The sequence below is a fragment of the Cupriavidus basilensis genome (assembly GCF_029335485.1).
Lineage (GTDB): Bacteria > Pseudomonadota > Gammaproteobacteria > Burkholderiales > Burkholderiaceae > Cupriavidus > Cupriavidus basilensis_E.
In genome coordinates this window covers 1-14,212 of the sequence record NZ_JARJLM010000399.1, presented here as the reverse complement: position 1 = coordinate 14,212, position 14,212 = coordinate 1, and the positions used below count along the sequence as shown (strand labels likewise).

Annotated in this window: 14 protein-coding genes and 1 pseudogene; 4 read left to right on the top strand and 11 right to left on the bottom strand. The window is 66.6% G+C overall.

Features of this window, described 5'->3' with window-relative positions; all coding sequences use genetic code 11:
- Positions 1–1,251 (bottom strand): DNA translocase FtsK 4TM domain-containing protein (locus P3W85_RS23880; protein ID WP_430869602.1); only part of this gene is annotated, 1,251 nt, incomplete at its 3' end.
- 255 nt (positions 1,252–1,506) lie between these two features.
- Here P3W85_RS23880 and P3W85_RS23875 point away from each other — a divergent pair.
- Complete coding sequence (locus P3W85_RS23875) at positions 1,507–2,724, top strand: EAL domain-containing response regulator (RefSeq protein ID WP_276266595.1); 1,218 nt, start codon at positions 1,507–1,509, stop codon at positions 2,722–2,724.
- A 9-nt stretch (positions 2,725–2,733) separates the two neighbouring features.
- Here the strand turns inward: P3W85_RS23875 and P3W85_RS23870 are convergent, their stop codons facing one another.
- Positions 2,734–3,147, bottom strand: coding sequence for a DoxX family protein (locus P3W85_RS23870; protein ID WP_276266594.1), 414 nt, complete (start codon positions 3,145–3,147; stop codon positions 2,734–2,736).
- 182 nt (positions 3,148–3,329) lie between these two features.
- Positions 3,330–4,286 (bottom strand): LysR family transcriptional regulator, encoded by a 957-nt coding sequence (locus P3W85_RS23865; RefSeq protein WP_276266593.1) that lies wholly within the window; start codon positions 4,284–4,286, stop codon positions 3,330–3,332.
- Positions 4,287–4,433: 147 nt separating this feature from the next.
- Here P3W85_RS23865 and P3W85_RS23860 point away from each other — a divergent pair, with 147 nt between their 5' ends.
- Complete coding sequence (locus tag P3W85_RS23860; protein ID WP_017230729.1) at positions 4,434–5,054, top strand: FMN-dependent NADH-azoreductase; 621 nt, start codon at positions 4,434–4,436, stop codon at positions 5,052–5,054.
- Between the two features lie 97 nt (positions 5,055–5,151).
- On the opposite strand, the gene P3W85_RS23855 is transcribed toward P3W85_RS23860, so the two are convergent.
- The 3 genes from P3W85_RS23855 to P3W85_RS23845 form a co-directional block, all read right to left on the bottom strand.
- Positions 5,152–6,690 carry an acyl-CoA synthetase gene (locus P3W85_RS23855; RefSeq protein WP_276266592.1) on the bottom strand — a complete coding sequence of 513 codons (1,539 nt, stop codon included), beginning with the start codon at positions 6,688–6,690 and terminating at the stop codon, positions 5,152–5,154.
- Positions 6,691–6,766: 76 nt separating this feature from the next.
- A complete protein-coding gene (locus tag P3W85_RS23850) occupies positions 6,767–7,888 on the bottom strand; it encodes a DUF5938 domain-containing protein (RefSeq protein ID WP_276266591.1) in 1,122 nt (373 codons plus the stop codon).
- Between the two features lie 81 nt (positions 7,889–7,969).
- On the bottom strand, positions 7,970–8,770 hold the full coding sequence (locus P3W85_RS23845; protein WP_276266590.1) for an SDR family NAD(P)-dependent oxidoreductase: 801 nt from the start codon (positions 8,768–8,770) through the stop codon (positions 7,970–7,972).
- A gap of 220 nt (positions 8,771–8,990) precedes the next feature.
- Here P3W85_RS23845 and P3W85_RS23840 point away from each other — a divergent pair, with 220 nt between their 5' ends.
- Positions 8,991–9,617 carry a TetR/AcrR family transcriptional regulator gene (locus P3W85_RS23840; protein WP_017230733.1) on the top strand — a complete coding sequence of 209 codons (627 nt, stop codon included), beginning with the start codon at positions 8,991–8,993 and terminating at the stop codon, positions 9,615–9,617.
- A gap of 207 nt (positions 9,618–9,824) precedes the next feature.
- Positions 9,825–11,114, top strand: a complete 1,290-nt coding sequence (gene egtB / locus P3W85_RS23835; RefSeq protein ID WP_017230734.1) for an ergothioneine biosynthesis protein EgtB — start codon at positions 9,825–9,827, stop codon at positions 11,112–11,114.
- Positions 11,115–11,182: 68 nt separating this feature from the next.
- On the opposite strand, the gene P3W85_RS23830 is transcribed toward egtB, so the two are convergent.
- From P3W85_RS23830 to P3W85_RS23810, 5 genes and pseudogenes are all read right to left on the bottom strand, one after another.
- Positions 11,183–11,881, bottom strand: coding sequence for an ankyrin repeat domain-containing protein (locus P3W85_RS23830; RefSeq protein ID WP_276266589.1), 699 nt, complete (start codon positions 11,879–11,881; stop codon positions 11,183–11,185).
- The gene (locus P3W85_RS23825; protein ID WP_276266588.1) at positions 11,874–12,668 is read right to left on the bottom strand and encodes a TatD family hydrolase; all 795 of its coding nucleotides are present in this window, start codon (positions 12,666–12,668) and stop codon (positions 11,874–11,876) included. The genes P3W85_RS23830 and P3W85_RS23825 overlap by 8 nt, the downstream gene beginning before the upstream one ends.
- Positions 12,669–12,812: 144 nt before the next feature.
- The gene (locus tag P3W85_RS23820; RefSeq protein WP_276266587.1) at positions 12,813–13,334 is read right to left on the bottom strand and encodes a GNAT family N-acetyltransferase; all 522 of its coding nucleotides are present in this window, start codon (positions 13,332–13,334) and stop codon (positions 12,813–12,815) included.
- A 48-nt stretch (positions 13,335–13,382) separates the two neighbouring features.
- The gene (locus tag P3W85_RS23815) at positions 13,383–13,829 is read right to left on the bottom strand and encodes a PilZ domain-containing protein (RefSeq protein WP_276266586.1); all 447 of its coding nucleotides are present in this window, start codon (positions 13,827–13,829) and stop codon (positions 13,383–13,385) included.
- Between the two features lie 89 nt (positions 13,830–13,918).
- Positions 13,919–14,212: pseudogene (locus P3W85_RS23810) on the bottom strand (DNA polymerase III subunit delta'); the annotation flags it as partial.

Genomic DNA, 14,212 nt, shown 5'->3' with positions numbered 1-14,212 from the left:
CTCCGCGAGCGGTTGCGCTGGGGCCGTCTTCTCCTCCAGCACCGCGACTGGCTCGATCGGTGCCGGCGGCGTGTGCGCTTGTCCGGCCACGGCTTCCGCCATAGCCGGCGGTGCCTGCCGCGCAGCAGCCGGTTCGCCCGGCAGGTGATCCGCGGTATTGTCCTGTCCCTGCTCACCGTCCTGAGGTGCGGCGTTACCGACCGGGATTGCGGCGCCGCCGGCCTTGGCCTGCACGGACGCGGGCGCCGCTGCGGCAACGGCCGCCGGCGCGGTGGCCGGGTTTCTCCCCGCATCGGGTCGGGCGGTGCGCGAACCGGCTTCCGGCAAGGTGGTGATGGCCGAGCGCACGACGGGTTGCGGCTGGCGCACGGGGTTGCTGGCCGCACTCGCGCGCGGTGTCGCGGCCGTTGCGGTGCCGCTGCTGCGAGCCTGCGCTGCCGTCGCCATGGCAGCAGTGCGGGGCTGCGCCGCCGCGGCGATCGAGGTGGTGGCGGCCGCCGCAGCGGATGCGGTGCGTGCGGTAGCCTGGCTGGCGCTCCTGTTCTGGCCGGTGGCACGCGCTGGCGCTGGCTTGGCGGGGGCCCTGGACACGGCCGGCTGCGGTGCCGGCGCGGCGGCTTCCGGCGGCGCAGCCTGCTGGAGCCATATCTCGCCCGGTTGCGGCGGCGACTCGCGGGTGCGCGCAGGCGGTTGCCAGACCGGCTGGCGCCGCGCCGAAACGGCTTCGATGCCTTTGTGGCGCGGTACATGGTCGCTCGTGCCCGGCACGGCGCCATGCGTCGTGCCCAGGTGCGTGGTTTCCCAGTTGTCCGGCTCGCGCACGGTGCGGACCGGTGTACGAACGGCACTGCGAGCCGGTGCAAGATCGGCTTCTTCCGGCTCCGCGGGGCGGGGCTCGCGCAGGAACAGGCTGCGCCAGGTTTCGCCGAAGATCATCGGCGCGGCCAGCGCCAGCACGCCCAGCATCACCAGCAGGCTGGCGCTCCAGCCGAGCATGCCGGAGACGAGCCCGCCCAGCGCACGCCCGGCGCTGCCGCCCGACGTGCTGCCTGCCATGCCGGCCTCGCCCGCAGCGCCCGTCAGCGCTTCCAGCGAAGCGCTCGCGCACAGCACGATCAGCGTGCCCACCCATACCCGGAGCGTGCCCCGGCCGCTCAAGAACCGGCGCTCGCCGGCAAGCAGGCGCGTCACCAGCCGCCATACCAGCGGCACAAGCCACAAGGTCGAAAATCCGAACCAGCCAAAACCCATTATCGAAACGCCATAATCAAATACCTCGGGCTGCGATTGTAGCGGGTCTGGGCGCCGTGCCTGCGCCCAAGATGGCCGCCGTGGCGCAATAGCGCCAGATTTCCGTGCAAAACCTCCCTCCTCCGCCGTGCGATCCGCCGCTGCCGGCCGAGAGCCATGCCCAGCATGCATCATCTACGCTACTATGAGGCGCACCTGCTTTCATCCCAACGCTTCTGCCTCCGCCACCCCACCGACAACCAGCCTGAGTCAACCATGCAGACGCGCTACGCCGAACTATCGGCCCTGGTGATCGACGACCACCCTTTCCAGTTGCTGGCCGCGGAGCAGTTGCTGACCCAGCTTGGCGTCAGCGACGTGCATTGCGCCTCCGATGGCCGCATTGCGCTCGACCTGCTGGCCGCGCGCAAGGTCGATCTGGTTCTGTGCGACATCGAAATGCCAGGTCTCAACGGACCTGCCATGATGGACGAACTGACCCGGCGCGCAGAGCATGCCTTTGCCGGTGCCCAGCCACTCTGGGTTTGGGTGTCCGCGCTGGAGGATGACATCATTGATTCCCATGTAAGCCTGGCCGATTCCGTCGGGCTTGTCCACGTCAGGGCGGTACGCAAGCCGATCTCGGTCGTGATGCTCGAGGAGATCCTGCAGGATGCGCTGGAGCGCGATCTCACCGCCCGGGTGCCCGCGGCGCCGGCCAGCCAGCCTGACGACCGCGAGCTGCTGGCTGCGCTGAAGACATCGGGCGCCATCTTTATCATGCTGCAACCGCAATTCAGGATCGGCAGCGGCGAGCTCGCCGGCGCCGAGGCGCTCTGCCGCTGGCGCCATCCGGACCTCGGGCTGATCCGGCCCGACCTGTTTATCCCCCGGCTGGAGGCGCTGGGCGAAGCCGATGCGGTGTTCCATCTGGCGGGCCGGCAATGCCTGACGGTGCAGCAGCAATTGCTGGCGCGCGGCGTGCGCATTCCCCTCAGCATCAATGCCTCTGCCCAGACACTGTGCCGGCCCGGCGTGCTTGACGCTTTCGACGCCATGGTGGAAGCCAGCGGCATGCCGCGCCAGCTCCTGATCATCGAATTGACCGAAGGCTATCCGGTGCATGACACCCGTGCCCTGTCGATCTCGCTGAACCGCTTGCGGCTGCTCGGCTACGGCGTGGCGATCGACGATTTCGGCATCGGCATCGCCACCCTCAAGCTGCTGGCGGACCTGCCCTTCACGCAGATCAAGCTGGACCGGTCCTTCGTGGTGGCGGTGCCCGGCAACAGCCAGCGCGCGGCAATCTGCCGCAATGTCATCAATCTGGCGCGCGACCTCAAGCTGGAGTGCGTGGCCGAGGGCATCGAGACCCCTGCCCAGCGCGACGCGCTGCTGGCCCTGGGCTGCGATCTCGGCCAAGGCTATCTATGGTCGCCAGCGCTGCCGCCCGATATGTTCGTGGCGGAGACGCTGGGGCGATGGACGCCCTGAAGGCTTGCGCTAGTTCCACCTGCCGCCGATGCCGCCCACGCTCAGCCGACCCGCTCCGAGCAACGCAACCGCCAGCGCGCCCGCAAGGTACATGCCTTGCAATTCCAGCGCCCAGCCACCGGTGTCGGCCAGCATGCCCAGCTGCTTCGTGTGCACCAGGCTGATCGCGACAAGCATGTTGACGACTACGATCACCGCCCCAAGCCGGGCCCAGATGCCAAGGATCAGCAGAACCGGCGCCACCACCTCGCCGATATAGACAAGGTAGGCCAGGGCCGGCGGGTAGCCTGCCTGCGTCACCATCTGCGTCACGAACCCCGGTCCGTTGATCAGCTTGGAAATGCCGTGCAGCAGGATCAGCAGCCCGAGCACGATGCGCAGTACCGCCTTGCCGAGGTCCTGGGATCCCTGGGAGCCATTCATGGTCGCCACTCCTTGTCCGGTTGGAAAAGCGATGCACCGCACGCAGGCAGTCCACGCCATCTGGCGCCAACCAAGCGCCTATAACTCCACGCGTGGTTCGCACCTGTACCTTAGTGCGCCCAACCGTGAAGGTAAAGCCGCAAGTTGCGCCGGCGCGTGCTTGCAGGTCCGGCCGATCCTGTTCAGATCTGGCTGATCGGGCGGTGCATGCCGGGCTGGCGCGGGGGCTGCATGCCCGCCTTGCAGGCAGTCTCGGGCAGGATATCGGCCAGAAAATCCAGGAAGCGCCGCAGCGCGGGCGGCATGCCCTTGCGGGACGGAAATACCGCGTGCAGCGTGCCAACCGGCATGATCCATTGCGGCAGCAGCACCTCCAGTTCCCCGCTTTCGATGGCGTCGCGGCAGAACATGCGCGGCAGCATCGCCACGCCCACGCCCGCGATCGCCGCCTCGCGCAGCAGGGCGAACTCATCGGTAATGAGGCGGGGATCGTAGACCACGTGGATCGACTGGCCGGTGTTGCAGGTCAGGGTCCACGCGTGCTTGCCATCGTGCGGCTTCTGGTTGACGCCGGGCATGCCGTCCAGGGCCTCGGGCGTACGCGGACGGCCGATGCTGTCCAGCAGCGCCGGGCTGGCCACCAGCATCAGCGGGCTTTCGCCGTAGGTGCGGACCACCAGCGAGGAATCGTCCATGACCTCGCGCACCCGCAGCGCCAGGTCGAAGCCTTCGGCGATGACGTCGACGCGGCGGTTGGTGGCCTCCACCTCGATGCGCACCCCGGGATTGGCCTGCATGAAACGCCCGATGGCGGGCGCCAGCAGGCTCTGTGCGATGGCCACGGGGCAACTCACGCGCAAGGTGCCGCCCGGCTGGTCGCGCGCCTGCTCGATCACTTCGCGCGCGGCGTCCGCTTCGGCCAGCATGGCGCGGCAGCGTTCGTAGTAAGCCTCGCCAATCGGCGTCACCCGCACCTGCCGGGTGGTCCGGCGCAGCAATTGCACGCCGAGATCGCGTTCCAGCTGCGCAATGCGCCGGCTCAGCCGGGATTTGGGCACGCCGCTGGCGCGGCTGGCGGCAGAGAAACTGCCGTGCTGGACCACCTGGGCAAACAGAGAGAGATCGTTCAGGTCTTGCATCGGACTTCCTTGTGGGGTGGGCGCGCCAGGATCATTCAGGCCGGCGTTCTGCACTTGGAACAATAAGTTCTATTTTGCCCCACTACCGGCATCAATGGCGGACCGCTATCTTTTGCTTCATCAACCCGAACCCCTGTGGAGATGAACATGAAGATCCTGCAAATCGACTCGAGCGTACTTGGCGGCCATTCCGCTTCCCGCAGCCTGACCGCCAAGGTCGTGGCCGACCTGCGCGCCAGGCACCCCGAAGCCAGCCTGACCGTGCGCGACCTGGACCAGGACGCCCCGGCTCACCTGTCCGGTCACCTGCTGCCCGTGCTGGGCGGTCCGAAGGACGGCCTCAACGCCGTGCAGGAAAGCGAACTGCAACGCACCGAAACCTTCCTCAAGGAATTCCTGGAAGCCGACGTGCTGGTCGTGGGCGTGCCGCAATACAACTTCAGCATTCCCAGCCAGCTCAAATCGTGGATCGACCGCATCGCCCAGGCCGGCCGTACTTTCAAGTACACCGAGTCCGGTCCGGTGGGCCTGGCCGGTGGCAAGCGCGTGATCGTGGTGTCGTCGCGCGGCGGCGTGCGCCAGGACGCCAGTGCGCTGGACCTGCATGAGCAGACCGTCGACGTGGTGTTCCGCTTCCTCGGCATCACCGATATCACCTATGTGCGCGCGCACGGCCTGGCGTTCGGCCCCGAAGCCCGTGAAGCCAGCCTGGCTGCGGCCCGCACCGATGTGGCAGCCCTGAACGACGGCGCCGCCCTGGCCGCCTGATCCCGGCCCGGCGGCAGCACGCCGCCGCGCAGCAAGACCCGCTCCCGCCCGCAGCCATGCCGGCGGGAGCATTGCCATCCGGAACGGCACGCCCGGGTTACGGCAAGCGAGCCAGCAGCGTGGCCCGCACGTCCCTCTTCAGCACCTTGCCCACTTTGGAGCGGGGCAGGTCCGGCCAGACCTCGACTTGCTTCGGGGCCTTCACGCTGCCGATGCGCGCTTTGGCAAAGGCCTTGACCTCCTCGACATCGACCGCCCGCCCGGGATGAAGCTGCAGCACGGCGACCACCCGCTCGCCCCATTTCTCGTCGGGCAGGCCGACCACCGCGCTGTCCTGTATATCCGGGTGCTGCATCAGCGCCTGCTCCACCTCGGTGGAGTAAACGTTGAATCCGCCCGAAATGATCATGTCCTTGGCACGATCAACGATGTAGAGGAAACCATCGGCATCCAGGTAGCCAATGTCGCCGGTATGGTGCCAGCCATGGCGCGAAGCCTCACGCGTGGCGGCGGGATCCTTGTAGTAGCCCATCATGACCAGCGAGCCACGCACCACGATTTCGCCGCTCTCGCCATTGGGCAGCAGGCGCCCGTCGGGATCCATGATGGCCACCTGCACCAGCGGCCCCGGGCGCCCGGCCGATGCCAGCCGCTCGCGCGCCACCGATCCGTCCGGGTTGAAATGATCGTCCGGCGGCATCATCGAAACCATCATCGGTGCTTCGGTCTGCCCGAATAGCTGGGCCATGACCGGGCCGATCCGCTGCAGGGCCTCTTCCAGCCGGGCCGCCGACATGGGCGCGGCGCCGTACCAGAAGCATTGGAGCGAATCGAGCCGGGCGCCCGCCAGTGCCGGATGCTGCAGCAACATATAGATCAGGGTGGACGGCAGGAAGGTATGCGTCACGCGATGGCGCTCCACCAGCCGCAGGAATTCGCCCAGGTCGGGCCGGGGCATGATCACGATCTCGCCACCCAGGGCCATCATCGGCAGGCATAGCACGCCCGCCGCATGGGTCAGGGGCGCCAGCGCCAGGTACACGGGCCGCCCTTTGAACGGGTAGCCCATCAGGGTCAGTGCCGACATGGCTTCCAGGTTGCGGCCCGAGAGCATTACGCCCTTTGGCTTGCCGGTCGTCCCGCCGGTGCCGGCGATCATGACCAGGTCGTCGGCAACGGCCTGTTCCAGCGGATCGCCGGGTATGCTCTCCAGCCATGCTGCCAGCGCGGGGGCGAAAGCCTGCGGCTGGTCCAGGCAGACCAGCACCTTCAGCCTGGGAAGCTGGGCGCGCAGCTGCGCCACCAGCGGCGCGTAGGCGCTATGAAAGATCAGGCAGGTGCAATCGAAGGCATCGAGCACATAGCGGTTTTCAGCCGCTTCGTTGCGCGGGTTGATCGGGCACCATACCGCCGCCGCGCGCGATAGCCCGAAAACGCAGGCAAACGCCGTAGCGTCGTTCGACGAAAGCACCGCCACCTTCTCGCCCGGCAGGATACCGTCGCGCCACAGCGCGCGGGCTACCCGGCAACTCAGTTGCTGGACTTCGGCATAGGACAGGGTCGCGTCGCCCATGGTCAGGCACGGCGCCGCCGGGTCCCTGGCGGCGCCTTTGTCCAGATAATCGATCAAACGCATGCGGTTCTCCGAAAACACAGGTGCCCGGGCCTGCCGCGTGCAGGCCCGGGAGCATCAAAGGCTGACGGCGGGCTGCTCAACGGTGCACGGTCAGCACGGGATCCATCACCAGCCCGAAGCTCTTGAGCACCCCCAGCAGTTCCCGGTGACCGAAAGCCTGGCAGCCCGATGCCAGCCCGGCTCGCCGGGGAGCCTGCTGGAGCAGTGAGTACGCCGCATAAGCCTGCAACAGGCCGGTCTGCTTGTAGTTGCAGTTGCCGTGGATCACGCAATGGGCCCGCCCCAGCGGCCCCGAGGCATAGACGGAATCCAGCGAACTGTTGAGGCGCGGATTCTCGCGCGGCGGCATGCCCGCCTGCACCGAAGCCGCGATCTCGGCCAGTGCCGCTTCCTGCTGGTCGATGGGCAAGACCTTGATCTTCTCCTCGACCATCTGCGCGGTGGCGATCACACCCTTCATCACCTCGCGGGAGAATACGCCGCCGGCCACCCTGCAATTGGCCACGCGCGGGTCGTCCTTGAACCAGACCGGGTGGCAGGTGCCGCCCCAGGGCAGGGCCAGCGCGCTCTCGTGCTGGCCGGGCACATTCACCTCGAAACTGGTGCCCGGCGCCCATTCGGCATACTGATTATTGGCCAGGTAATACCATTTGGCTTTCAGGATGGTGAAGATGGTCTGGGTGGAGGCGTAGGTCGGGAAGCCTTTCCACAGCACCAGGATGTCGAGCGTATCCAGCCCCGGCGTTTCCAGGCAGATATTGGCGGCAATCTCGCCGGTGGTGTACATCTGCGCCAGGCCGGGCGACAGCAGCAGGCCTTTTTCCTGGAACCTGGTCCCCCAGCGCGACTGGGCTTCGAGCAGCCAGTCCTGCTCGCCGGTGGTATCGGCGTAGTGGCAGCCGGCCGCCAGGCAAGCCTCGACCACCTCCCCGCCCAGCTTGATGAATGGGCCCACCATATTGCTGACCACCCTGGCGCCGCGGAACAGTTCGGTCAGGGCCTCGGTGGTGTGCTCCACGCCGACCACCTCATAGTCGGCCGTCTCGATGCCCGGAATCCTGTCCATCACGGCCTGTACCCGGGCTGCATCGCGACCGGCGGCAATAAAGGGCACGTTGAACTCGCGCAGGTATTCGCATACCAGCCGCCCGGTATAGCCTGAGGCGCCGTAGACCACGACGGGTTTTTTCTTGCTCATGGATGTCTCCTCTTGTTCCAACTATTCCAACTATTCCAGTTGTTCCCATTGTTTCTCTTGCCGGAGAACGCGCGTGCCGCCTCACATGCCCATGCCGCCGTCGACGGGCAGGCCGGCGCCGGTGATGAAGCGGGCAGCGTCGGAGCACAGGAAGAGCACGGCGTCCGCCATGTCGGTCACGTCGCCCAGGCGGCCCAGCGGGGTCTGCCCGATCACGTCGGTCACCGCCGCTTCCGTGGTGGGCCAAAGCCCGGCGGCCACGAGGTCGTCGGCAAGCTGCATGCCCATCTGGGTCGGCACCAGCCCGGGATAGAGGCAGTTGACCCGGACCCCGTAGCCGAGCTTGCCCGACTCCAGCGCACCGACGCGCGTCAGGCGGTCGACTGCGGACTTGGTGGCCGAGTAGCCGGCGATGGCGGGAAATGCGATGGTGGCCGCAACCGAGGAGATATTGACGATGGCGCCCCCCTTGCCATTGGCCGCGGGGCGCATGGCGCGGAACGCATGCTTCATGCCAAGCGCCGTGCCGATGACGTTGACGTCGAACATGCGCCGCAGGTCGGCGGCATCGATATCGGCCAGCAGCGAGGTGATTTCAATGCCCGCGTTGTTGACCAGGATGTCGAAGCCGCCGAGGACGCTGCCGGTGGCGGCAACCGCTTCGGCCCAGCTTTCGTCTCGGGTCACGTCCAGTGGGACAAAGCCCGCCTGCACGCCCGTGACGGCAATCCTGGCCGCGGTCTCACGGCCAGGCTCGGCCAGAACGTCCCCAATCATGACCGAGGCGCCGGCGCTGGCCAGCGCCTCGGCAATACCCGCGCCAATACCGCGGGCGCCACCGGTCACCAGGGCCTTGCGCCCTGTCAGGTCGAATCGTGCCATCGCTGTCTCCTGTAGGTTTGTTATGCGGATGGAGTACTCAGCCTAGAAATCGACTTGACACCTGTCAAGATTTTATTGGGCAACTGTCCAAAATATTGGGTTTGCATTGCGCAACGGCCGCAGCGGGCATGCTATGCTTGCCGGACACTGGAGCAACCGACGGCGCCCCATGCCGGCAAGCGTAGACATGGCAGAACAGCAGGAAAGGCACCCGCAAAGAGTGCCGCGCAAACGCGTGGACAAGTTCGCCGAACGCCGCGCCGAGCTCGGCGAAGCCGCGCTGGCTACGCTGGCGGCCCTGGGCTATGCACGGACCAGCCTGCGCGAGATCGCGCAGAACTCCGAGTTCTCGCATGGCGTGCTCCACTACTACTTCAACGACAAGACCGACCTGATCGTCTGCAGCGTGCGCCAGTACAAGGCCCGCTGCGTTACCCGCTATGACAAGGTGCTGGCGCAAGCCACCAGCTATGACGCGCTGACGGAGGGCTTCCTGACCATCCTTGGCGACACGCTGCGCGATGAGGCGCATATGCACCGGCTGTGGTACGACCTGCGCGCGCAATCCCTGTTCGAAGCGGCGTTCCGGGCGGATGTCGTGGAGATAGACCAGAGCCTCGAGGACATGACCTGGCGCATCGTCGGCCGGTTTGCGGAACTGCGCGGCACCCCGGCCTGCATGTCCCCGGCGGCAGCCTATGCCGTGCTCGACGGCTTGTTCCAGCGCTGCCTGCTGAGCCACCTGTCCGGCGATCCCAATGCCGTTGCCACGCTGCGGGCCGAGGTGGGACAGGCGCTCTCTTATCTGTTTGGCCAGCCCGCCAGCGCGCAGCCGCCGGCTCTGTAGGCGTATGCCTGCTATGCCCGCCGCCCGAATCGGGTCTATGATGGTTTCGAACGCCTGAGCGGTTTCGGTGCACGTCCATCCAGGGGGAAGCCCGCCCGGCCTTGCTGCGCGAGCCTGGATCGGAACCTGTCCGCAATCCACACGCCACGGCCAGCCGCCCTCGCAGCGGCATCCGCGGCAGATGCAAAGTCCGATCCGGGAGCCCGCATGTCCTCTGCCCTGCTGCCTGCCAGCGCCGTGCACCCTCCGCACGAGCCCGCATTGCTTGCCCACTACCGCCACGTGCGCGCGGCCAGCGAGGCCATGGTGGCCGATCTCACCGACGCCGATGCCACGGTGCAGTCCATGGATGACGCCAGTCCCGCCAAATGGCACCTCGCGCATACCACGTGGTTTTTCGAGGAATTCGTGCTGACGGCCCGCATTCCGGACTATGAACCGGTCGATCCGCAGTACCGTTACCTGTTCAATTCCTATTACGAGTCGGTCGGCGCGCGTCACCCGCGCCCGCGCCGCGGGCTGCTGACGCGGCCCTCGCTGGACGAGGTCCTGGCTTACCGCGAGGCAGTCGACGAGACCATGCTCAGCCTGCTCATCAGCGCCCAGACCGATGCCGAGGCGGCGCTGATCGAACTCGGACTGAATCACGAGCAGCAGCACCAGGAGCTGCTGCTGACCGACATCCTTCACCTGTTTGCGCAAAACCCGCTGAAGCCAGCCTTCGCGCCCGAGCTGCTGGCACCGGTGATCGCCGATCCGCGCCCCGCGGCGGAATGGATCAGCCTGGCCGGCGGCATTGTCGCCATCGGCCATGACGGCGACGGTTTCGCCTTCGATTGCGAAGGCCCGCGCCACAACGTGCTGCTGCAGCCGTACCAGCTATGCTCGCATCCGGTCAGCAACCGGCAATGGTTTGAATTTATCGAGGATGGCGCCTACCGTGCCGCCGGGCTGTGGCTCTCGGACGGCTGGCGCTGGGTGTGCGAGCAGGGTATCGAGGCACCGCTGTACTGGGAGGAACGCGACGGCACCTGGTGGCAGATGAGCTTGCGCGGCATGCAGCCGGTGGATCCCGACAGTCCGGTCACGCATATCAGCTTCTATGAGGCCGACGCCTTCGCCCGCTGGGCCGAGCGGCGCCTGCCCACCGAGGCGGAATGGGAGCACGCGGCGCGCAACCTGCCAGCCACGGGGAATTTTGTCGAGGGACGCGTATTGCGGCCGCTGCCCGACCGCCAGAACACCGCCGGCGCGTTGCGCCAGATGTTTGGCGACGTGTGGGAGTGGACCGCCAGCGGCTTCCAGCCCTATCCGGGCTTCCGCCCTGGCGCCGGTGCGGTGGGGGAATACAACGGCAAGTTCATGTGCAGCCAGATGGTGCTGCGCGGCGGTTCCTGCGTGACGCCGGAATCGCATATCCGGGCAAGCTACCGCAACTTCTTCTACCCGCACCAGCGCTGGCAATTTACCGGCGTGCGCCTTGCCGACGACGCCTAGCCGGGGCGGGAGATGGCGCGGAAACGGGCGAACGTGGACAGGCGCCCGCCCGTCTTCCCGCCTTCAGGTCAGTTCCAGCCCTTGCGCGGGGCTTGCGAGCCTTGCGGCGCCTGCGGATACAGCTTCTGCCAGCGCGATTTCAGCCCGTCGGCGATTTCCGCCTGGTGGTAGCGCTCGGCAAAATCGATCACCGTCATGCCCTGCTGGTTCTTCAGCCGCATGTCGGCACCCTCGTCCAGCAGCAGCTTGACCGTCTCGATATGCCCACCGCGCGCCGCCATCATCAGCGGCGTGGTGCCGTTGGGGCTCTCCGCGTCGATATAGGCGGCGTGGTCGACCAGGAATTTGACGATCTCGTTGTTGCCGTTGGTGGCGGCGTAATGCAGCGGCGTCCAGCCGGTCTTGTTGATCTCGACCTCCATCTGGTCGACCATCAGCTTGACCATGTCGATCTCGTTCTGCAGGCTGGCCATCATCAGCGGCGTCTCGCCGGCGGCGTTGGTCTTGTCGAAATCGATGTTCTTGGCGCGGATCAGCGCGTTTGCCACCTTCAGCGATTTCTCCCGCAGCGCCACTATCAGCATGGGGTTGCCCTTGGCGTCGACCAGGTTGGGATCGACTCCGCGCGCCAGCAGTTTCTGCGCGGTATTGGCGTCGTCGAACTCCACCGCCTTGCGCATATCGTCGGCCGGCGTCGCCCATGCGAGGGTGCTGGCCAGCAGCGCCGCAGCGGCGGCAAGGCCTCGGAACGATTTCATGTCAAACATGAGATTCCCTGTTTATATGCTTGAAAAGCCTGAAGAAATTATCGGATGTCTGTTCCGCCAGCTGCGCGACCGGAATGCCACGCAGATCGGCGATGAACTCTCCCACATGACGCACCCAGGCTGGCTGGTTGGTCTTGCCGCGGTAGGGCACGGGCGCCAGGTAAGGTGAATCGGTCTCGATCAGCATGCGGTCCAGCGGCACCCTGCGCGCGGTCTCCTGCAACTCCACCGCGTTCTTGAAGGTGACGATGCCCGAAAAAGAGATATGGAAGCCCTCGTCCAGCGACTGCCTGGCGATCTCCCAACTCTCGGTGAAGCAGTGCATGACGCCACCCGCGGCGCGCGCGTCCTCCTCGCGCATCAGGCGCAAGGTGTCGTCGGCGGACGAGCGGGTATGGATGATCAGGGGCTTGCCGGTCTGCCGCGCCGCACGGATATGGGTGCGGAAACGCTCTCGCTGCCACTCCATGTCCGCCACGCTGCGCCCGTTCAGGCGGTAATAGTCAAGCCCGGTCTCGCCAATGCCGACCACGCGTGGATGCTGCGAGAGCGTCAGCAGGCGCTCCAGCGTAGGCTCCTCGCCTTCCTCGTAGTCGGGGTGCACCCCAACGGTGGCGTAAAGGTGCGGATGCTGCTCGGCAAGCGCCAGCACGCGCGGGAAATCTTCCAGCGTGACCGAGATGCACAGCGCATGCGAGACCTGGTTGGCACGCATGTTCTCCAGCAATTCGGGCAGGCGCGCGGCCAGGTCGGGGAAATCGAGGTGGCAGTGTGAATCGACAAACATGGGGGTGGCTTTTTCCGGATAGAGGCGCCGCTCGGGGCGGCGCCGCCTGCCATTGTATCCGGTCGCACCGGCATGCCAGCCGCATGGCGGACCATCGGGCGTGCCGAACCGCCCGATGGGCCTCCCGGCGTGCCCGGGGCGGTCTTACTCCGCCGGCTTCGTCAAATGCCGCCCGAGGATGACCAGGTCGCGCTCCACGCCATCGAGCACGGCCACGCGCGGCAGGTTGCCCCAGCGCTCGAAACCGAGCGCGGCGAACAGGCCGAGGCTCGGTCCGTTATGGCCGAAGATAAAGCCCAGCAGGGTATTCACCCCGATCTGCGGCGCATGGGCGATCGCCTGCTGCAACAGGTAGCGCCCAAGGCCTTGCCCGCGGCGGCTGGCGTCGAGGTAGATCGAGACTTCGGCGGTGGCGCCGTAGGCCGGGCGTCCGTAGAAGTCGGAAAAGCTGAGCCATCCGGCCATGTTTCCGTCCCGGTCCTCCGCCACCCACAGCGGCCGGCGCTCCGGCTGGTGGGCATCGAACCAGGCCTGGCGCGACGACACCGAAACCGGCTCGGTGTCGGCCGTAACCATGCGCGACGCAACGGTGCTGTTGTAGATGGCAACGATGGCGGGCAGGTCGTCCTGCTGCGCGATTCTGAGGGAGAAACCGGAATCACTCATTTGGGAATTCTTCTGAAACAACCATTTAGGCAATAAAGTTAAAGTCAGCTACAGAGTCTGGGTGGGCCGCCCGGACTCGATGGTCTTGCCCAGGATTTCCTCCACGGCACGGCGCAGGTTGCGGCCATTCTCGTCGTCCGGCAGGTGAATCCCGATACCGGGCGTCTTGTTCGGCGTGCCCACCGGGGTAATCCAGGCCACCTGGCCCGCGACCTGGTATTTCTGCGGGCGGTCGAGCAGGGAAAGCACGAGGAACACCTGTTCGCCCAGGCGGAAAGGCCGGTTGCTCGGCACAAAGATGCCGCCGCGCTGCAGGAATGGCATATAGGCGCCGTAGAGCCCCGCCTGGTCCTTGATCGAGAGCGAAAGCACGTTCGGCCGCGACGGCGCGCCCGGCACTGTCGGGGCTCCGATCCCGGCGCCCGCACCCGCCGCGCCCACGCCTGCGGCGCCGGGAACGCTGGCGCCCCGTGCCCCTGTCACTGCTGTGTTCATGACTGACCCCTTGTTACAGAGATGGCCTTGAGGCCTTATTTTGCTTATTCGACTTATCTGACTTATCTGACTTATCTGAAGACCTGGACTTACTGGAACAACTGCCGGTACTCGAGAAACACCGCTTCCATCACCAGCCGCGCCGCCAGCGGGTGATTCTCGCTGCGGCGGTAGGTCACCAGCCGCGCCAGGAACGCCTGCAGCCGATGCGCGTCGGAAGCCTGCGCGCAGCGCGCCAGGACCGCCTGCTCGCGCGGGAAATAGCGCGGCGCCGGGGCTGCCGCCAACTGGGCCGACAGCAGATCGTACGTCCAGCGCTGCAGGATGCCAAGCACCGACGGCACCGGCAGCTTCTGGACCTGCTCGGCGGCGGCGAGCGCATC